Origin of the sequence: uncultured Holdemanella sp. (genome assembly GCF_958348295.1) — a bacterium.
Lineage (GTDB): Bacteria > Bacillota_I > Bacilli_A > Erysipelotrichales > Erysipelotrichaceae > Holdemanella.
The window spans coordinates 1-19114 of sequence record NZ_CATVYQ010000011.1; the positions used below are offsets into that span (position 1 = coordinate 1).

At 34.7% G+C, this 19114-nt stretch carries 20 protein-coding genes and 1 other annotated feature; of the genes, 17 read left to right on the top strand and 3 right to left on the bottom strand.

Going from position 1 to position 19114, the window contains the following annotated elements:
• Positions 1–166: 166 nt before the first annotated feature.
• From Q3907_RS03295 to ileS, 3 genes are all read left to right on the top strand, one after another.
• Entirely contained in the window at positions 167–598 is a 432-nt protein-coding gene (locus Q3907_RS03295) for a cell division protein SepF (RefSeq protein WP_295562473.1), read from the top strand.
• A gap of 54 nt (positions 599–652) precedes the next feature.
• The gene (locus Q3907_RS03300) at positions 653–1351 is read left to right on the top strand and encodes a YlmH/Sll1252 family protein (protein ID WP_301897228.1); all 699 of its coding nucleotides are present in this window, start codon (positions 653–655) and stop codon (positions 1349–1351) included.
• Positions 1345–1557: a binding site (T-box leader), on the top strand. It overlaps the preceding gene by 7 nt.
• A gap of 37 nt (positions 1558–1594) precedes the next feature.
• Entirely contained in the window at positions 1595–4321 is a 2727-nt protein-coding gene (gene ileS, locus Q3907_RS03305) for an isoleucine--tRNA ligase (protein ID WP_301897229.1), read from the top strand.
• A gap of 22 nt (positions 4322–4343) precedes the next feature.
• On the opposite strand, the gene Q3907_RS03310 is transcribed toward ileS, so the two are convergent.
• On the bottom strand, positions 4344–5429 hold the full coding sequence (locus Q3907_RS03310; RefSeq protein WP_295644165.1) for an FAD:protein FMN transferase: 1086 nt from the start codon (positions 5427–5429) through the stop codon (positions 4344–4346).
• A gap of 136 nt (positions 5430–5565) precedes the next feature.
• Here Q3907_RS03310 and Q3907_RS03315 point away from each other — a divergent pair, with 136 nt between their 5' ends.
• Genes Q3907_RS03315 through Q3907_RS03345 form a run of 7 tightly spaced genes read left to right on the top strand, consistent with a single transcriptional unit; the run spans position 5566 to position 10261 of the window.
• Positions 5566–6858: an RnfABCDGE type electron transport complex subunit C gene (locus Q3907_RS03315; protein WP_295560954.1), complete on the top strand. Its 1293-nt coding sequence runs from the start codon at positions 5566–5568 to the stop codon at positions 6856–6858.
• Between the two features lie 11 nt (positions 6859–6869).
• Positions 6870–8012: an RnfABCDGE type electron transport complex subunit D gene (locus Q3907_RS03320; RefSeq protein WP_301897232.1), complete on the top strand. Its 1143-nt coding sequence runs from the start codon at positions 6870–6872 to the stop codon at positions 8010–8012.
• Entirely contained in the window at positions 8009–8518 is a 510-nt protein-coding gene (locus tag Q3907_RS03325) for an FMN-binding protein (protein ID WP_270741931.1), read from the top strand. Before Q3907_RS03320 ends, Q3907_RS03325 begins: the two co-directional genes overlap by 4 nt.
• A 13-nt stretch (positions 8519–8531) precedes the next feature.
• The gene (gene rsxE / locus Q3907_RS03330; protein ID WP_295644174.1) at positions 8532–9191 is read left to right on the top strand and encodes an electron transport complex subunit RsxE; all 660 of its coding nucleotides are present in this window, start codon (positions 8532–8534) and stop codon (positions 9189–9191) included.
• A 1-nt stretch (position 9192) separates the two neighbouring features.
• Positions 9193–9768, top strand: coding sequence for an electron transport complex protein RnfA (locus Q3907_RS03335; RefSeq protein WP_295560961.1), 576 nt, complete (start codon positions 9193–9195; stop codon positions 9766–9768).
• Positions 9768–9950: a hypothetical protein gene (locus Q3907_RS03340; protein WP_295560963.1), complete on the top strand. Its 183-nt coding sequence runs from the start codon at positions 9768–9770 to the stop codon at positions 9948–9950. Before Q3907_RS03335 ends, Q3907_RS03340 begins: the two co-directional genes overlap by 1 nt.
• A gap of 2 nt (positions 9951–9952) precedes the next feature.
• On the top strand, positions 9953–10261 hold the full coding sequence (locus Q3907_RS03345) for a (Fe-S)-binding protein (RefSeq protein ID WP_117571600.1): 309 nt from the start codon (positions 9953–9955) through the stop codon (positions 10259–10261).
• Between the two features lie 27 nt (positions 10262–10288).
• Here Q3907_RS03345 and Q3907_RS03350 read toward each other — a convergent pair whose 3' ends face one another.
• The gene (locus Q3907_RS03350) at positions 10289–11923 is read right to left on the bottom strand and encodes an NFACT family protein (protein ID WP_295647012.1); all 1635 of its coding nucleotides are present in this window, start codon (positions 11921–11923) and stop codon (positions 10289–10291) included.
• A gap of 105 nt (positions 11924–12028) precedes the next feature.
• Between Q3907_RS03350 and gmk the strand changes: the two genes are divergently transcribed.
• From gmk to rbfA, 7 genes are all read left to right on the top strand, one after another.
• The gene (gmk, locus tag Q3907_RS03355; protein ID WP_295562219.1) at positions 12029–12607 is read left to right on the top strand and encodes a guanylate kinase; all 579 of its coding nucleotides are present in this window, start codon (positions 12029–12031) and stop codon (positions 12605–12607) included.
• A 96-nt stretch (positions 12608–12703) separates the two neighbouring features.
• Positions 12704–13162, top strand: coding sequence for a ribosome maturation factor RimP (rimP, locus tag Q3907_RS03360; RefSeq protein WP_301897235.1), 459 nt, complete (start codon positions 12704–12706; stop codon positions 13160–13162).
• Between the two features lie 10 nt (positions 13163–13172).
• On the top strand, positions 13173–14798 hold the full coding sequence (nusA, locus tag Q3907_RS03365) for a transcription termination factor NusA (protein ID WP_301897236.1): 1626 nt from the start codon (positions 13173–13175) through the stop codon (positions 14796–14798).
• 11 nt (positions 14799–14809) lie between these two features.
• Positions 14810–15070, top strand: a complete 261-nt coding sequence (locus Q3907_RS03370; protein WP_295562225.1) for a YlxR family protein — start codon at positions 14810–14812, stop codon at positions 15068–15070.
• Positions 15063–15353 (top strand): ribosomal L7Ae/L30e/S12e/Gadd45 family protein, encoded by a 291-nt coding sequence (locus tag Q3907_RS03375; protein ID WP_118325714.1) that lies wholly within the window; start codon positions 15063–15065, stop codon positions 15351–15353. Before Q3907_RS03370 ends, Q3907_RS03375 begins: the two co-directional genes overlap by 8 nt.
• 8 nt (positions 15354–15361) lie before the next feature.
• Positions 15362–17215, top strand: a complete 1854-nt coding sequence (gene infB, locus Q3907_RS03380; RefSeq protein WP_295647003.1) for a translation initiation factor IF-2 — start codon at positions 15362–15364, stop codon at positions 17213–17215.
• Position 17216: 1 nt separating this feature from the next.
• A complete protein-coding gene (gene rbfA / locus Q3907_RS03385) occupies positions 17217–17555 on the top strand; it encodes a 30S ribosome-binding factor RbfA (RefSeq protein WP_256269253.1) in 339 nt (112 codons plus the stop codon).
• 285 nt (positions 17556–17840) lie between these two features.
• Here the strand turns inward: rbfA and Q3907_RS03390 are convergent, their stop codons facing one another.
• Positions 17841–19025: an acetyl-CoA C-acetyltransferase gene (locus tag Q3907_RS03390; RefSeq protein ID WP_301897240.1), complete on the bottom strand. Its 1185-nt coding sequence runs from the start codon at positions 19023–19025 to the stop codon at positions 17841–17843.
• Between the last annotated feature and the right edge of the window lie 89 nt (positions 19026–19114).

A 19114-nucleotide genomic window follows, 5' to 3' on the forward strand; every position in this document is an offset into this window, starting at 1 on the left:
AAATCCCTATGACTTTTAAAGGTTGATTTATCCCTATCTAGTTTTATATATTCGTAAAAAGGCATGTCAAATTGGCATGTCTTTTAATTGGAAATAAAAAAAAGAATATAAGTTTGAATAAGTCATTCTTTGTGCTATAATTATGTTCGTTAAGGAGGTTTTTCCCATGGGATTTATGGATAAAGTAAAAGACTTCGTTGCTCCAATCGAAGAAGAAGACGATTATCAAGAAGCACCACAAGCTGAAAAGGTAGAAGAAGTAGAACCTCAAAGTCGTTATGAGAGACCAAAAGCTCGTACGAACACAACTTCTTTGAATTCAAATACAAAAATGGTATTGTTTGAACCAAGAAGCTTTGGAGAAGCTGAGGAAGTAGGACAACGTTTAAAAGAAGGTCGTGCTGTTGTAGTTAATTTACACAAGCTAGATCGTGACTATGCACAACGTACTATTGATTTTTTAACAGGTGTTGTATATGCACTTGATGGTAAAATTCAGAAAATTGGTCAGAACGTAATTTTATGTTCTCCAGCTGAAATAGGTGTACAAGGAACTATTTCATTAGGAAGTCCTGATGACTTCGAAGATGAAGACTAATATTTACTTTTAATGAGCTCATTTATGGTAGGTCATGAGGTGTTTATTTCGCAGATGAAAGATCAGATTCGTATCTTTCAAAAACAAAATAGGCTGATCATGACCTATTTTTTATCGATTTCTGAACAAGCTATTCTTCAGAATATGGTACCTAAAAATATTCATCTTGTATTTGATGGGGGCTATGATGAGGCAGAAAGAAAAATCGCATGCTTTATACCCGAAGGATATGAGGGTTTTAGTGATTGTGTTTGTCTTCATGCCACATACAATTCAAAATTCAAAACATTAACACACTCTGATTTACTAGGATGTTTAATGCATTCGGGTATTGAAAGAAGTGTCATTGGCGATTTAATTGTACAAGAAGATGACTTATATATTTTTTGCAAAGAAAAAATTTCAAAATATATTATCGATAATTGTACGCAGATTGGTAAGTGTAATGTATGTTTTGAAGAGTGTTTGGATTATGAAATCACAAAAAGTAATAAAAAAGAAATACGTATCATGTGCAGCAGTCTACGTTTAGATAGTATTATTGCTCAATTGTCACATTGTTCAAGAAGTGAAGCATTAAAAAAGATTCATGCTGGATTTGTGAAAGTTAATGATGTGGTACTTGAACAAAATTTACAATTGTGCAATAATGATTTCGTGTCAATCAGAAAGACAGGTCGATTCCAGTTTAAAGAGGTTATTTCAACCACAAAAAAGGGAAGACTTGTTTTGAACTTTGATCAATATATTTAGCTAAGATAAAGACACGCCTTTATTCGTTAGGATTTAAGAGAGCAATGAAATTTGGTGAAACATTGTATGAATAAGAATTTAGGTATCCCTTTTGAGCTGATCTTACGAAATTATAGTAGTTTGATCCGGATGATCCGTTATCTCATCAAAGTGCATAGTGTAAACTATGAATTAAGGTGGTACCGCGTGTTTATTACGTCCTTTTATTAGGACGTTTTTTTTATTTTGAAAAGGAGATAAAGTATGGACTACAAAGAAACTCTTCATATGCCTAAAACGGCATTTGAAATGCGTGGAAATTTGACTAAAAAAGAGCCTGGTTTCCAGAAACGCTGGCAAGATGAAAAATTGTATGAAAAGATGTTAGAAAGAAGAGAAGGAGCAGAATCATTTGTGTTACATGATGGTCCTCCTTATGCCAATGGGGATATCCACTTAGGGCATGCCTTAAATAAAGTGTTAAAAGATGTCATTATAAAATCTCACTTTATGGAAGGATATAACACACCATATATTCCTGGATGGGATACTCATGGTTTACCAATTGAAACTGCGGTTACTAAATTGGGTTATGACCGTAAAAAAATGGGGATTGCTGAATTTAGAAAAATCTGTTATGACTATGCTCTAAAACAAGTAGCTAATCAAAAAGCTGGATTCTTAAGTTTAGGATCTATTGGAGATTATGATCATCCTTATATCACTCTTCAAAAGGGTTTTGAAAAACACCAAATTGAAATCTTTGGAAAGATGGCTATGAAAGGTTTGATCTACAAAGGATTAAAACCAGTTTATTGGTCACCAAGTAGTGAATCAGCTTTAGCTGAGGCGGAAGTTGAATATAAAGATGTTAAGAGTCCAACAATTTATGTTAAATTTGCCGTTAAAGACGGAAAAGGCGTATTAGATACAGATTGCAACTTCGTCATTTGGACAACAACACCTTGGACAATTCCTGCAAACTTAGGAATCAGTGTGAACCCTGATTTTGATTATTCATTAGTGGATACAGAAAAGGGTAAATTGATTATGCTTTCAAGCATGGTTGAAGAATTGTGTGATAAGTTTGAAGTTGAAAAACGTGATGTTTTAAAAACTTTCAAAGGTAAAGAATTTGAATATATTACTTGTACTCACCCATTATATCCAGAAAGAGAAAGTTTATTGATGTGTGGAGATCACGTAACAGCCGATGCTGGTACTGGATGTGTTCATACAGCACCTGGATTTGGTGTGGATGACTTTAATATTGGTATGAAATATGGTTTGCCAGTATATTGTAACGTAGATGCACAAGGATGCATGATGGATGATGTTGGAGAATGGCTTGCAGGTCAATATGTAGAAGATGCCAACAAGACTGTCACTCAAAAATTAGATGAATTGGGTGTATTATTAAAACTTCAATTCATCACGCACTCATACCCACATGACTGGCGTACTAAAAAACCAATTATTTTCCGTGCTACAACACAATGGTTTGCGTCAATTGATCAAATTCGTGATGAATTATTAGAACAAATTCACTCTGTATCTTGGGTACCTGCCTGGGGTGAACAACGTATGCACAATATGATTGCCGATCGTAATGACTGGTGTATTTCTCGTCAACGTGCTTGGGGTGTTCCAATTCCAATTGTTTATGGTGAAGATGATACTCCAATCATGGATCAAGCAATCTTTGATCACGTAGCTGAATTAGTTGGTGAATATGGATCAAACGTTTGGTTTGAAAGAGATGTTAAAGATTTATTACCAGAAGGATATACGAATGAACATTCTCCAAATGGAATCTTCCGTAAAGAAACAGATACTATGGATGTTTGGTTTGACTCAGGATCAAGTCATACAGGAGCTATGATGGATCGTGGCTTAGGTTATCCTGCTGACTTATATTTTGAAGGTAGTGACCAATATCGTGGATGGTTCAACTCAAGTTTAATCGTAGGTACTGCTGTTCATGGTAAAGCTCCATACAAACAAGTATTATCACATGGTTTCGTTATGGATGAAAAAGGCGTTAAGATGTCTAAATCTCAATGGAATGCCGTTGCACCTAGTGAAATCACTAAGAAATATGGTGCAGATATCTTACGCTTATGGGCATGTAGTGTAGACTATCAAGCTGATGTTTCAATGGGTCAAAAGATCTTGAAACAAGTTAGTGAAAACTATCGTAAAGTACGTAATACATTACGTTTCTTAATGGCAAACTTAGATAATCAACAATTTACTGCAAAAGATTGTGTAAACTTCAATGAATTGAGTGAATTGGATCAATATATTTTAACTGAATTAAAAGATGCCGTAGATTACTGTAGAAAAGCTTATAATGAATATCGTTTCTCAGATGTTGTTACATATTTGACAAACTTAATGACAAACGAATTATCAGCTTACTACTTAGATTACACGAAGGATATTCTTTATATTGAAAAAGAAGATGCACCAGTTCGTCGTCAAGTTCAAACTGTACTTTATAATGCCGTTGAAGTGATGACTAAATTATGGGCTCCAATCTTGGCTCATACTTGTGAAGAAGTCAATGACTATATGCACTTTGATGAAGAAAGTATCCATTTAACTACATTCAAAGACTTAGAATTAGATTTTGATGTTGATAAAATCAAAGTGGATATGGAAGAATTATTCAAAGTTCGTAAGGATGTCTTCAAAGCACTTGAAAATGCTCGTGCTCAAGGTTTAATCGGTAAATCACTAGAAGCACATGTTGTATTACATGTAAGTGATGCACAAAAAGAAATCATGGATCGTGTATTGAGTAATGCAGCGCAATGGTTCATTGTATCTAAAGTATCATTCACAAATGATGAATTAGAACAATTCGAAGTTTGTCAGGTTAAAGTAGAAAAGGCTACAGGTCATGTATGTCCTCGTTGCTGGAACTATACAGAATCTGAAAATGAAGATGGATTGTGTGATCGTTGTAATCACGTATTACATGACTAATATGTAAATGAAAAGAGTAACTCTAATCGACAAGAGTTACTCTATTTTTAATTTTGTCTGTTGTGATTATTTTATAATCTTTCGTTTCAAGATCTGCTTTAATATCTGTATCTTTATCCACAATCCATATAGCTTGTACATCATAATCAAGGGTAGATAGATATTTCATTCCATCTTTGACACTCATACAAAATAAGGTTGTGCTTAAGGCATCGGCCTTGCCTGAGTCTTTTGTGATGACGGTAACACTACGAACATAGTTTGCAGGATAACCGGTTTGTGGATCAATAATATGGGAATACTTTTTATTTTTGTAGGTAAAATATCTTTGGTAATCTCCACTTGTGACTAAACATGTGGCTTTTTTTGTTTCATATTGAACAAGAGCATCATTTGAATCAGGAGATTGAATACCAATCTTCCAATTGGATCCATCTTCTTTTTCACCAAGTAAGACAACATTACCTCCGGCATTGATATAGCCGTTTTTTAATCCGGCTTTATTTAATGCTTCTTTGGCAAGCTGGGCTGTATAGCCTTTGGCAATCGCACCTAGATCAATGGATAATTCAGAATCCAAATAGGATACTTCATTTTTATTAATTTGAATATTATTTAGATCAATATGTTTTAAGGCTTCTTGAATTTTGTCATCACTTGGTGGAACTTGTGTGTTTTCTCTAGCATCATGCCATAAATTTAATAGGCTTCCTTGACTGATGTCAAATTGTGGGTTTTCACACTGCATCTTTATAGCTAGTTTTAAACAATCAATAAAGGTAGAATCCATTTGAACGGGATGTTCATATGCTTCATGATTTAAAGTATATAGGTTATTCATATTTTTATAGGCATGGTATTGGTCGAATCGTTTGTTGTTTTCTTTAAATGTCTTTCGTAAGATTTTTGTATATTTCGCAAAATCTGCTTGTGAACATGAGCAATTTAGAGTGATGGGCGTGTCAAAGCCAACATCTGTTAGTGTAACATTTAGGGCTTCTGTTGTTTTATTGTCTTTGTTTTGAACGAAGAATATGACAGAACTTATAAAGATTAGAAAACAAATCGATAGGATGAGCCACGATAATATAGACTTATTTTTTTGCATAGAAGTATTATATGATGAATTGACTTTAATGTAAATGTAAGTACTTACCTAAATTATGGGAAATTGTCAAAAAAATCTTGAACTTGTGAAAAAAAAGGCCTATGATTAACTAGTATAAATGGGAGGTAGGATTTATATGTCACTATTTTTAGGACCAATGAGACAGCATATCCCTGGTAAAAAAGAATTGACAGAAAAGTCTGAATTGTTACATCTTATGCCTAAAAAGGAAGTTTATATTCCTTTAGTTGCAGGACGTACTTTAGACTTTGATATTCTTGTTGAAGAGGGAGATACTGTATCAGTTGGAACAAAACTGGCTGAAACAAAGTCAGGTTTTTATGTGCCAATTTATTCAAGTGTTTCTGGAACTTACAAAGGAATTGTTAAGCGTATGCACAATTCTTTGCGTCCACAAAATCACATGGTGATTGAATGCGATTTTAAACAAACCAAAGTTCAATCTTTTGCGCCATTAGACTGGCAAAGTGCAACTCGCCAAGAGTGTGTTGATTTTGTAAAGAATGCAGGTATTGTTGGTTTAGGTGGAGCTGGTTTTCCAACCTATGTAAAATATATGAAACCAGATGGAGTTGATTATGTATTGATCAATGCCGTTGAATGTGAGCCTTATATCACAGCCGATTACCGCTCTGTCATGGATGATGCACAAGATTTAGTTACAGGTGCTAAAATCATGAAGAAGATGGCTGAAGCCAAAACAGTTTACATTTGTATCAAAGAATCTCACCCTGATTTAATTGAAAAAGTTAAATCTGCATTGACAGATGCAGCTGGTGTTGAGGTTTATCCAGTCCCTGATGTTTACCCAATGGGTTGGGAACGTGTTCTAGTTCGTGAAGTATTGCATAAAGAATATGGTGGATTACCAGCTGAAGCCGGCGCCATCATTGGTAATGCTTCAAGTGCCATCGCTATTGCGAAAGCCTTTGAAAAAGGGGAAGCCATCACACAAAAGAATTTAACAGTGAGTGGTGAATGCGTAAAAGATCCACACAATGTATGTGTACCTGTAGGTATGCCAGTAAGCGAAATCATTGAAGCTTGTGGAGGATATACACAAGATACAGTTCGCTTGATTTCAGGTGGACCTATGATGGGTAAAACAATTGTCAATGATATGTTTGTCGTTGATCGTGCTATGAATGCATTAACTGTACTTCCAGCTGCCAATGATGATGCGATCGCATGTTTACGTTGTGGTAAATGTAGTGATCATTGCCCAAGTGGTTTACAGCCAGTAAGAATTACAGCTGCATTGAAGGCAAATGACGTTGATGAAATGTCAAAACGTGGCGTTATGAGTTGTATCGAATGTGGAATGTGTACTTATATTTGTCCATCTCATATTGATGTAACTGAAAATGTTCGTAAGGCAAAACGTATTGTTATGCTTAAGAAAAAGTAGGGAGGATTCAAATGAAATTTACTTTTCATGTAAGTCCAAGCATTAAGAATAACTTGTCAACACAACGTATCATGAAAGAATTATCTTTAAGTTTACTTGTTGTGTTTGTAGCAGCTGTTATTTATTATGCATCTGCATGGGGTGCTAGCGCTGCTTTGCATTGTGTTCTTTTATTAGCTTGTTCTTTAATTACAACATTCGTTTGCGAATCCATCTTCGCAAAGATTATGAAGAAAGATATTAAAACTTTCTTAAAGAGCTCATTTGGATGGGTTACAGCTATCATTTTAACTTTGATGGTACCTGTTAATATGTCTTGTTATGCGGTTATTATTGCGACTATTTTCGCAATTGTATTAGCTAAATTATTATTTGGTGGTTTTGGACAAAATATCTTCAACCCAGCAGCTGTAGGTCGTGCTGTAATTTTACAAGCATTTACTGGTGTTAGTGTTGGATTGATTACACAAGCTACACCAACTACAGTAATTGCGAGTGCTTACCATTGGTTACCAGCAAATGCTTCTGTATTAGATTCATTCTTATCTCAGTATGGTGGATTTGCAGGTTTAGCTCTAGGAACTTATCCTGGATCTATTGGTGAAACATTCTCAATCTTGATTTTGATTATTGGTGTAGTATTAGCTGTTCGCCAAATCATCGACTGGAGAGTTCCAGCTGTATATTTAGGAACTATCTTTGTATTAACTGCTGTTGTAGCTTTAATTACTGGAATTGATTCATACAATGGTATTCCAGCGTTTATTTGGTATCCATTATTACACCTATTAACTGGTGGTGTTATTTTTGGTGCTGTATTTATGTTGACAGACCCAGTAACAAGTCCAACAAGTGCAAGTGGTCGTGTTGTATTCGCAATGGGTGCAGCTATTTTAACTACATTGATTCGTTTAAAAGCCAATCTTCCAGAAGGATGTTTATATTCAATTTTATTGATGAATATGTTTACTCCATGGATTGAATCTTGTTTTGATGGAAAACAATTGGAATTGGTTAAAAAATCAAGAATCGTATGTGCTTGTTTAGCATTGATTGGTTTAGCAATCAGTTTCTATGCAGCAAGCTCTATTCAAAAGGTAGATACTGTTCCTGAAACAGCTGCAGTTGTTGAAACTATGGAGGTAACTCTATGAACAAGATTGTACATTTAGGATTATTCTTGGCTATCGTTTCAGCTGTTGCGGGAGGTGCTTTAGCATTTGCGAACCAAATGACAGCTCCTGTTATTGCTGAAAATAACGAAAGACAAGAAAAAGAATCATTAATAGCTATGTATCCAGATGCAAATTCGGATGATTTTAAATTGGTTGATAAAACTTTGGATTCAAAAACTGTACAAAGGGTTTATGAATATAAAAATGTTTATATCTTTAATATGAGTGTTAGTGGATATAAAGAAGGAACTGTATTCTTGGTATCTATTGATAAAGATACAAAGAAGATTGATAAATACAATGCCATCAGCAATGGAGATACAAAAGGCTTAGGTTCAAAAGTAACTGAAGCTCCATTTAAGAAATCCCTAGAAGGCAAAGATGCGACAGGAGAATTGGATACGATTTCTGGTGCGACTGTTTCTTCTGGTCCTGTTGTTAGTGGTATTCATGAAGCGGCAAAACTTGTCGATAAATTAAAGTAAGGAGGTTATCTAGATGAATCGTTTTGAAAACTTTAAAGCGGGTTTAATTAAAGATAACCCAGTATTCTCATTATTCTTAGGAATTTGTTCAACACTAGCCATCACTACAACTGTAAATAATGCGATTGGTATGGGTGTCAGTGTTATTATCGTATTGATTATGTCAAACGTAATTATTTCATGTGTTCGTAAAATTACACCAGATGAAATTCGTATTCCAGTTTATATTGTAATTATTGCAACATTAGTTAAGATTATTCAAATGTTGATCCAAGCTTATGCGCCAAGCTTAAATACAAGTTTAGGTGTATTCATTCCGTTGATCGTAGTTAACTGTATTATCTTGGGTCGTGCAGAAGCTTTCGCTAGTAAAAATGGGGTTTTAGATTCAGCTTTAGATGGTTTAGGAATGGGTCTAGGATATACTCTAGCAGTACTTGCGATGTCATTTATTCGTGAATTGATTTCGACAGGTGGCATTAAAGTGGTAAACCCATTTAATGAAGCTCAAGTTTGGCTAAATCTACACATCATTCCAGAAAACTTCACTGTAAGTATTTTTGGATCTAGTGTTGGAGCCTTCATTACATTTGCGGTTTTAGCAGCCGCTGTTGGTGCTTATAAACAACATGTAACGGCTAAGGAAGAAGCTGCAACAAAGGAGGAAAAGTAAGATGGGTGAATTAATGGCACTTTTAGTAACGAGTGTATTAGTAAATAACGTTATCTTAACTCAATTCTTAGGTATGTGTCCATTCATGGGTGTTTCTAAAAAGAAAAGCTCAGCTATTGGTATGGGTGTTGCCGTTGTCTTCGTTATCGTTGTTGCTGCATTAGTTACATATGCACTTTATTATTTAGTACTTGTACCTTTACAACTTGAATTTATGGATTTGATTACATTTATCTTAGTAATCGCATCTTTAGTTCAGTTGACAGAAATGTTCATTAAAAAGACAAGTCCTGCTCTTTATAAATCTTTAGGTGTTTACTTACCTTTGATCACTACAAACTGTGTAGTATTAAATGTATGTTTAGTAAATATTTCTAATAGTTATAATTTTGCACAAATGTTAGTATACTCAATTGGTACTCCATTAGGATTTGCCCTTGTATTATTCATTTTCTCTACAATTCGTGAAAGATTAGAACAAAGTGAAGTTCCAAAAGCCTTCGTTGGTAATCCAATCGCCTTGATTGTTGCTGCCATCATGGCTATGGCATTCTCTTGCTTTACAGGAATTGTATAATGAGATATTTATTCGCAATATTGTTTTTTGGCGCACTAGTCGCTATCTATATTGTTTTGTATTTAATGAATAAAAAAACACCCAAACCAAAAGGGTGTGAAGATTTAAAAGCGGATTGTGATGGATGTAAAGATTTTGCGTGTACAAACAATCCGGCTCACAATCAAGTGAAGGGAGAATAAATATGGTAATCGTAGCCGTAATTATGATGCTTGTACTTGGTGCAGTACTTGGCTTAGGTCTAGGTGTTGCCGACAAATATTTAAAAGTAGAAGCGGATGTACGTGTTGAAAAAGTAACATCATTACTACCTGGTTATAACTGTGGTGGTTGTGGATTCCCTGGATGTAGTGGTATGGCTGAAGCTTTGGTTTCAAAAGATATGGATCATATCGCATGTAAACCTTGTAAAGCTGACAAGCGTCAAGAAATCATTGATTACTTGAAAAATACACCAGGACCTGATGGTTCAACTATTGAAGTAAAAGGATAAAAGAAAGAGATGGATATTCCATCTCTTTTACTTTACCTGATGATTTTTAATGACATCTAATAGATAAGTTTCATCTGGATCAATATAAATTGTTTTATTGGATTTCATGGTCACAAAGCCAATCTTCGATCCAGGTACCTTTTTGATTTGGGAAATCAAACAATAGTCAACAGGTACTGAACTTGAATCTTTACCTTTTGAGTAATAGGCAGCTAGTTGAGCACATAACCGGATTTGTTGTTCTGTAAAGTCATCACTTTTTAAAAGGACATGAGATCCGTGATAGTCTTTAACGTGAAACCATAAGTCATTTTTGCGTGAGATTTGATGTGTCACATAGTTATTTTGAATGTTGTTTTTACCAACATATATTTCACAATCATCGAATACAAGATGAAGAACATTTGGCTTATTGTTCTTCTTTTTTCTTTTGTTTTCTTTTTTAGGCATTAAAACATGCTGCTTGATCAATTCCTCACGAATTTCTCCGGCATCATATACGCTGCAATGTTGAAGCTGTTCTTCAAGTTGTGTATAGTATTCAATATCTTCTTTGCATTGTTTAATTTGTTCTTCTAAAATGACTAAACTTCGTTTCATTTTGTGATATTTCTGGTAGTACTTATTGGCATTTGTTTTTAGATCATAACGCATATCAATGGGGATTTTTACATCTTCATTTGTTTCAAAAGAAGGTAAGACGATGGTCTTTTCTTTTTTGATTTGATACATGTACGCAAAGATCAAGTCTCCATATTCTTGATATTTATGATAGTCTTTTCCATCTTCTAAGGCTTGTTCTAGCTTTGGAAGTTTTTTTATTTGTTTCGTCTTTTCTTTATCGACTGTACGAATGATGTCGCCATATTGTTCTTTGATACGTTTCTTTTGTTCATCTTCTTCATATAAATGATTTAAGCCTTCCATAATCGAATAGGTTTTTGATTGTTCGTTTAAATGTTTTAATTCAATACAATGAAAATCTTTTTTATAGATATATAAAGTGTTTGAATGGATAATTTCATTTAATATATCGATATATTTTTCGTTATTTTTTATACGATAAATAAATTCATTTGAAAGTAATGGAGAAAAGCCATAGATTTGTTTGACTAGACTTTGATCTAGATCAACATCCTGAATCTCAAATGGATTTTTCTTTTCCGGTTGAGCAGGTGCTACATATTTTGCGCCGGGATGAATGAATCGTTTGGCATTTTCATATACGGGAATGCGTTTTAGTGCATCTACAATAATGCCTTCTTTTACTAAAATAAGATTGGCATATTTTCCCATAAGTTCAATGTTAAGGTCGTATTTAACGAGGTCTTGAAATTCGTTGCGACAAGATAGGTGTAAACATAAAATGCGGTCGAAGCCTACTTGTTCAAAGGACTCGACAATAGCTTGTGAGCATAGTTTTCTTAAGACCATCACAAAGTTAGATGGTTCGGGTTGAATGCCGGGAATAAAGTTTGCGATATATACACGGTTTGTGTTGGAGTGTACATTTATCACCAGCTTTTGATTTCCTTCATTACGTGTATGTAGATGAATCAATATTTCTTCATCGCTAATATTTTGTATTTTACCAATTTTACATGGGGTATATGCGTTTAATTTTTGTTGAATATTATATAAAAATAATCCGTCAATTGCCATAATAATCCTCCTTAGTCTGTTAAGAATTATATCATAGTTAAATTAAATTTGACACACATGGTTTGGACTTGTAAAATGGATGAAAAGAGGGAGTGCAAGATTGACATGCAAAGAGGTTTATTAATTATTTTGAGTGGTCCTAGTGGTGTTGGAAAAGGAACAATTCGAAAATATTTTGAAACAGATGAACGTTTAAATTTGGCTTACTCTACGTCTATGACAACACGTAAACCACGTGCTGGGGAAGTTGACGGAAGAGATTATTTTTTCTCAAGTCGCGAAGATTTTGAGAAAGCCATTCAAGAAGGTGGTCTTTTGGAGTGGGCCGAATTTGTTGGAAACTATTATGGAACACCTTTAAAAGAAGTAAATCGTTTACGTGATGAAGGAAAAAATGTCTTATTGGAAATTGAAGTACAGGGAGCTATTCAGGTACAAGAAAAGTGTCCGGATGCGATTTCAATCTTTATTATTCCACCTTCAATGGAGGAATTGGAAAGGCGTATTCGTGGTCGCAGTACAGAGCCTGAAGAAATCATTCAACAAAGACTTGCTAAGGCGAGTAATGAGATGAAGATGGTATCTCAATACAAGTATATTGTATGTAATGATGATCCAAAGCTTGCTGCTGAATTAATCAAAACAATTATTCTTCGACATGTTGAGCTTGAAGAAAACAAATAGTTGCAAATAATGTTATTTTGTGCTATAAATTATGTGTATAGAAATTCAAGGAGTGGTTCGTACCACTCCTTCTGTTTTGCTACTAAGGAGAAATGTATGAACAATCTTAAAGAATGGATTGAAGAAGTTCTTAATGAAAACGGATGTCATTTGTACGATCTTGAATGGATCACAAATCAGGGCACACCATTATTAAGAGTTTCGGTTGAAAAAGAAGACGGTACAATGGATTTGGATACTTGTGCATCTTGCTCAGATGTAATTGGACAAATGCTTGATGAAAAAGACTGGTATGCTCATGAATACATGCTTGAAGTTTGTTCGCCAGGAGCTGAAAGAGAACTTAGAACAGATGAAGAAATTCAAAGAGCTGTTGGCAAATATGTATTTGTTAAGATGAAAGATCCAAAACAAGGTTTAGATCAAGTGGTTGGTGATCTTATTGAAGCTACAGAAAATGATGTGACAATTTCTTATCGTGATAAAACAAGAACAAAAAAGATCACAATCAAAAAGAGTAACATTCAGCTGATAATGACAGCTGTAAAAGTATAGGAGAATAAAAATGAAACCAAAAATTAAAGTTGAAGATTTAGCTAAAGCTCTACAGGGTATTGAAACAGATCGTCAATTAACTAAGGAAATCGTTGAAGATGCATTGAAAGAAGCTTTGACAAAAGCATACCGTAAACATATCGAAATTCCAGATGCTTATGTTCGTGTTGACATTGTTGATGGCGCAATCCACATTTACCACGAGCGTATGGTTGTGGAAGAAGTTGAAGATGACGAATTAGAAATCGAATTAGAGGAAGCTCAAAAAGAAAATCCAAACATCCAATTAGGTGATATGGTAGGAGAAGAAGTTGACTTCAAAGACTTTGATCGTGCTGCTGTTGTACTTGCTAAAAATGTTATGAAACAAAAGATTCGTGAGGCTGAAAAAGCATTGGTTTACGAAGAATATTGTGACAAAGTGGATGAAATGGTATTAGGTACTGTTGAAACTGTAGAAGAAAAATTTGTTATTGTAAATATTGGTAAAACATTTGCCGTAATGAAAAAATCAGCACAAATTCCAACTGAACATTATAAAGAAGGCGACAACATTTTAGTTGTGATTACAGAAGTAAATAAAGAAACTAAGGGTGCGCAAGTCTTAGTATCTCGTGCTACTCCAGTATTTGTTCGTCGTTTGTTCGAACGTGAAGTTCCTGAAATCTATAATGGAATCATTGAAATCAAAGCGATTGCTCGTGATGCTGGAGAAAGATGTAAAATTGCAGTTTGTTCACACAATGAAAACATTGATCCAATTGGAGCTTGTATTGGTCCTCGTGGAAGTCGTGTACAAACAATCATCAATGAATTAAATGGTGAAAAAATCGATATTTTTGAATGGTCTGATAATATTAGTGAATTAATTGCGAATGCATTAAGTCCTAGTACTGGTGTTGCGGTCATTCCAAATGAAGCAGTCAAAGATGGTTTGATCGTTGTTGTTCCTGATAATCAATTGTCATTGGCAATTGGTAAGCGTGGAAAAAATGCACGTTTAGCTGTTAAATTAACAAACCACAAAATCGATATCAAATCTGAAAGTGAAATGCAGGAATTAGGTATCGACTACATGGCTATCAGCGCTAAAATGCAAGAAGAGTATGAAGAAAAGAAAGCGAAAGAACGTGCTTATAAACAACAACAAAAGATTGATGAATTAAAATCAAATGAAGCAGAAATTGAAAATATTGATGTTGCTGATTTCACTTATGAAGATGAAGAAGTAGATGCAGTTGAAGAACATGCTGAAGATACTTTATTTGAAAAAGAAAATTCAGTTGAAGAAAACTCTGTTGTAGAAAAACAAGTTGATGAAATGGAAGAATTGGCTCGTATTGCAAAACAAAATCGCAAAGAAAAAACGGCTGCCGATGTAAAAGAATATACTTCTAAGTTCGAATCTATGGCAGATGCTTCAAATAAACAGGAAGAGGTTGCTTCTAAGCCTAAAAAAGAAAAGGTTGAAGAAGAAAAGAAACCGGTTGAAGTTAAGAAATTTAACTATGAAGATATGAAACCTATTTATTCAGATGAAGAGTTAGCAGAAATCGAAGAACAGGAATATGAAGATGAAAATAACTGGGATGATGATGTTGACTATGAAGAATATGATGAATATTATGATGACTAGGAGTTGGCTTCATGCGTAAGATTCCAATGCGAAAATGTGTCGTAACACAAGAACGTTTCCCTAAAAAGGATTTGATTCGAGTTGTACGTACACCTGAGAAAACAGTTGAGATCGATTTGACAGGTAAAAAGAATGGACATGGAGCTTATATTTCTAAAAGCTTAGAAACATTGGCTCTTGCCAAAAAGAATAAAGCTTTACAAAGAGCTTTAGAAATTGAAATTCCGGATGAGGTTTATCAGGAATTAGAAACTATTATTACCAATGAATAAAGTTACGAATTTGATACAATTAGCTTATCGAGCTGGAAAAGTGGCAAAGGGTGATTCTTTACTTGTTAGTATTCAAAAATCTCAAGCAAAACTTGTACTTGTATCTTCTTTATGCGGGCAAAACCGTATGAAGAAGATTCAGGATAAATGCACATATTATAATGTGCCATATAGAGTAGTAGAACCATCTATATTAGATGATGTTTCTTATAAAAAGATGAGTGCTATTGCGATTGTAGATAGTGGCTTTGCCAAAGCGATTATCGAAAAGATGAAAGGTTAGGTGATTCGATGGCTTATAACAACAACAATAAAAACAAAAAGAAACCAAATCGAAAAGGGCATAAGAGTTCGCATCAGTCTAATGCACCTAAGAAAGAAGAAGCAGTAAAGGAAATCACATATAGTGATGCGATTACTGTTGGTCAGTTAGCACAGTTGCTTCACAAAAATAGTTCTGAAATCATTAAATTCTTATTTATGATGGGGAATATGTCAACAATTAATACAGTGTTATCCGATGAGGATATTGAATTGATCTGTATGAATTTCAATGTAGAAGTACATAAGGAAATTGTTGTTGACGAAGATGATATTGAAGAACAACTTCAAAATGTAGAAGAAGATGAATCTAAATTAGTACCTCGTCCTCCTGTTGTCACAATCATGGGTCACGTTGACCATGGTAAAACAACATTATTGGATACAATTCGTAAAGCGAATGTAACTGAAAATGAATTTGGTGGTATCACACAGCACATTGGTGCATATCAGGTATCATTAAAAGGTAGAAAAGTTACATTCTTAGATACACCAGGTCACGAAGCATTTACTGCTATGCGTGCTCGTGGAGCTGAAGTTACAGATATCGTTATTATCGTAGTGGCTGCTGATGATGGTGTGATGCCTCAGACAAAAGAAGCAGTTGACCATGCTAAAGCTGCAGGTGTTCCAATTGTAGTTGCGGTAAATAAAATTGATAAGCCAGGTGCAAATCCAGATCGTATCATGTCTGAAATGAGCGAACTAGGAATTATGCCTGAAGAATGGGGTGGAGATACAATCTTTACTCAAGTATCTGCTAAAAAGGGAACGGGTGTTCCAGAATTATTGGAAACAATGTTGTTAGTGGCAGATATGCAAGAATTAAAAGCTAATCCAGATACAAATGCTTCTGGTACAGTAATTGAAGCCAAGTTGGATAAAGGTCGTGGACCTGTTGCCACATTGTTAGTTCAACGTGGTACATTACATACTGGAGATAGTGTTGTAGTTGGTACTTCTTATGGTCGTGTTCGTAAGATGACAAACGATCGTGGTATGGAAATCAAACATGCTGAACCAAGTTGTCCAGTAGAAATCATTGGTTTAAATGAAGTTCCTAGAGCTGGTGATGTATTCATGTCTTATGATAGCTATAAGAAGGCTGCTGAAATTGCGGGTCATCGTTTAGATAAACAAATTGAAAAAGAACGTAATTCAACAAGCGCTATGTCTTTGGAAGATTTGGCAAAGAAAATTGATGAAGGTGATGTTCAAGAAATCAATGTCTTGATCAAAGCCGATGTTCAAGGTTCTGCCGAAGCTTTAAAGGCAAGTATGGAAAAGCTAGAAGTTGATGGAAATGTTCGTATCAATGTCATCCGTTCAACTGTAGGTACTATTACAGAATCAGATATATTATTGGCAAGTGCTTCAAATGCGATTATTTATGGATTCAATATTCGTCCAAGTGCTGCTATTCGTAAAAAAGCGGAAGAAGAAGGTGTTGAAATTCGTTTGCACAACATCATTTATAAAGCTTTAGAAGAATTACAAGCGGCTATGAAGGGTATGCTTGCACCAGTATATGAAGAAGTTGTCATTGGTCAGGCGGATGTTCGTCAGATTTATAAAGTTAGCAAGGTTGGTACGATTGCCGGATGTATGGTTACAGATGGTAAGATGAAGCGTGATTGTAAAGTACGTTTGATTCGTGAAGGTATTGTTGTTTATACTGGAAAACTAGGATCATTACGTCGTTTTGAAAATGATGTTAAGGAAGTTATAAATGGTTACGAATGTGGTATGACAATTGAAAACTTTAACGATATTAAAGTAGGAGATATTATAGAAGGCTTCGAAGATCAGGAAGTGGAAGAATAGTATGTCATTAAAAACAGAACGTATGGAGATGACAATTCAAAGAGAGATTTCACACATTCTTCAATTTGAATTGAAAAATCCGAACTTAGGTTTTTGCACGGTAACGGATGTACAATGTACAAATGATTTATCACAAGCTAAAGTTTATGTTACATTCCTTGGAAAACAAGGTCGTAATGATGCAGGTATGCGTGTTTTAAACCAATCAAAAGGATTTATTCGTTCCGGTGTTGCAAAGAAAATCAAGATTCGTAAGATGCCTGAATTGATCTTTATTCAAGATACAAGTCTTGAACAGGGAAATAAGATTGAAAACATTTTAAAGGAAATCGAAAAATAGAGAAGACTTAGTGGTCTTCTCTTTTTTTGTTTGTCGATAGTATTAAGCAACAGAGTCCTAATGGTAGATAAGTAAAATTCTTTGTTGAGAAATATACGAATATAAAACATATCCCTGCGAAAATAAATAATATTCGATTTAAATTTGTGTTCATAGTTATAGTAACTCCTTTAAATTGATTATAACAAAAAAATTGTTGAATTGTAAAAAGTAAGAAAAAAAGAAGAGATTCAGTTTTGTCTGAATCTCTTTTTAGAAGTAGTATAGTTAGTTATTATATATAAATTAATCACGTTCTACGATAGTAGCACAACCCATACCACCACCGATGCAAAGTGTAGCTAAACCTTTCTTAGCATCACGTTTTTGCATTTCGTGAAGTAATGTAACTAAAATACGGCATCCACTAGCTCCAACAGGGTGTCCTAATGCAACGGCTCCACCGTTAACGTTAACTTTACTCATATCGAATCCTAATTCTTTAGCAACAGCTACAGATTGTGCAGCGAATGCTTCGTTAGCTTCGATCAAGTCCATATCATCAACTGTTAATCCAGTTTTTTCCATAACTTTACGAGTAGCAGCCACAGGTCCAATACCCATAATTTCTGGTTCAACACCAGCTAATGCACCTTGTACCCAAGTAGCCATTGGTGTAACACCTAATTCTTTTGCTTTTTCTTCGCTCATAACGACGATTGCAGCAGCACCATCATTGATACCTGAAGCATTACCAGCAGTTACCATTCCGCCTTCTTTACCAGAGCAGCAACGTAATTTTGCCAATGTTTCAACAGTTGTTCCTGGACGAGGTCCTTCATCCACTTTGAATTCAACGATTTGTTTTTTAACTTTAACTGGAACTGGTACGATTTCATCATCGAATTTGTGTTCAGCCATAGCTTTTTCTGCTTTTTGTTGAGAGTTAGCTGAGAATTCATCTAATTCTTCACGAGTTAAGTTCCAACGATCACAGATGTTTTCAGCAGTAATCATCATGTGGTAGTGGTTGAATGCATCAGTTAATGCATCGTTTACCATTGTATCGACGATAGTAGCGTTGTTCATACGGTAACCAAAACGTGCTTTAGTCATAGCATATGGTGCCATTGACATATTTTCCATACCACCAGCAACAACGATATCAGCTTGTCCAGCTTTGATCATTGCAGCAGCTTGGTTAACACAGTTTAAACCAGATCCACAAACAACGTTTAATGTTACGGCAGGAACTTCAATTGGTAGACCAGCTTTGATACTAGCTTGACGAGCTACGTTTTGTCCTTGTGCAGCTTGGATAACGCATCCCATTAATACTTCGTCAACTTGTTCAGGTTTTACACCTGCACGATTCAATGCTTCTTTAATAACGATAGCACCTAAATCAGCAGCTGGAGTGTTACTTAAAGCTCCACCCATTTTACCAATAGCAGTACGACATGCACCTGCTAAAACTACTTTTTTTGTCATATTAATATTCCTCCATGTAAGACTAATAAGTTACTTACCTTTTAAACTTTATCATAGTGATTGATTAAAATCAATCACAAATTAAAAAA

Excerpts from the sequence above, each read along its gene's own strand:
- Q3907_RS03295 (WP_295562473.1), top strand. The coding sequence starts at position 167 with ATGGGATTTATGGATAAAGTAAAAGACTTCGTTGCTCCAATCGAAGAA.
- Q3907_RS03300 (WP_301897228.1), top strand. The coding sequence starts at position 653 with ATGAAAGATCAGATTCGTATCTTTCAAAAACAAAATAGGCTGATCATG.
- ileS (WP_301897229.1), top strand. The coding sequence starts at position 1,595 with ATGGACTACAAAGAAACTCTTCATATGCCTAAAACGGCATTTGAAATG.
- Q3907_RS03310 (WP_295644165.1), bottom strand. The coding sequence starts at position 5,429 with ATGCAAAAAAATAAGTCTATATTATCGTGGCTCATCCTATCGATTTGT.
- Q3907_RS03315 (WP_295560954.1), top strand. The coding sequence starts at position 5,566 with ATGTCACTATTTTTAGGACCAATGAGACAGCATATCCCTGGTAAAAAA.
- Q3907_RS03320 (WP_301897232.1), top strand. The coding sequence starts at position 6,870 with ATGAAATTTACTTTTCATGTAAGTCCAAGCATTAAGAATAACTTGTCA.
- Q3907_RS03325 (WP_270741931.1), top strand. The coding sequence starts at position 8,009 with ATGAACAAGATTGTACATTTAGGATTATTCTTGGCTATCGTTTCAGCT.
- rsxE (WP_295644174.1), top strand. The coding sequence starts at position 8,532 with ATGAATCGTTTTGAAAACTTTAAAGCGGGTTTAATTAAAGATAACCCA.
- Q3907_RS03335 (WP_295560961.1), top strand. The coding sequence starts at position 9,193 with ATGGGTGAATTAATGGCACTTTTAGTAACGAGTGTATTAGTAAATAAC.
- Q3907_RS03340 (WP_295560963.1), top strand. The coding sequence starts at position 9,768 with ATGAGATATTTATTCGCAATATTGTTTTTTGGCGCACTAGTCGCTATC.
- Q3907_RS03345 (WP_117571600.1), top strand. The coding sequence starts at position 9,953 with ATGGTAATCGTAGCCGTAATTATGATGCTTGTACTTGGTGCAGTACTT.
- Q3907_RS03350 (WP_295647012.1), bottom strand. The coding sequence starts at position 11,923 with ATGGCAATTGACGGATTATTTTTATATAATATTCAACAAAAATTAAAC.
- gmk (WP_295562219.1), top strand. The coding sequence starts at position 12,029 with ATGCAAAGAGGTTTATTAATTATTTTGAGTGGTCCTAGTGGTGTTGGA.
- rimP (WP_301897235.1), top strand. The coding sequence starts at position 12,704 with ATGAACAATCTTAAAGAATGGATTGAAGAAGTTCTTAATGAAAACGGA.
- nusA (WP_301897236.1), top strand. The coding sequence starts at position 13,173 with ATGAAACCAAAAATTAAAGTTGAAGATTTAGCTAAAGCTCTACAGGGT.
- Q3907_RS03370 (WP_295562225.1), top strand. The coding sequence starts at position 14,810 with ATGCGTAAGATTCCAATGCGAAAATGTGTCGTAACACAAGAACGTTTC.
- Q3907_RS03375 (WP_118325714.1), top strand. The coding sequence starts at position 15,063 with ATGAATAAAGTTACGAATTTGATACAATTAGCTTATCGAGCTGGAAAA.
- infB (WP_295647003.1), top strand. The coding sequence starts at position 15,362 with ATGGCTTATAACAACAACAATAAAAACAAAAAGAAACCAAATCGAAAA.
- rbfA (WP_256269253.1), top strand. The coding sequence starts at position 17,217 with ATGTCATTAAAAACAGAACGTATGGAGATGACAATTCAAAGAGAGATT.
- Q3907_RS03390 (WP_301897240.1), bottom strand. The coding sequence starts at position 19,025 with ATGACAAAAAAAGTAGTTTTAGCAGGTGCATGTCGTACTGCTATTGGT.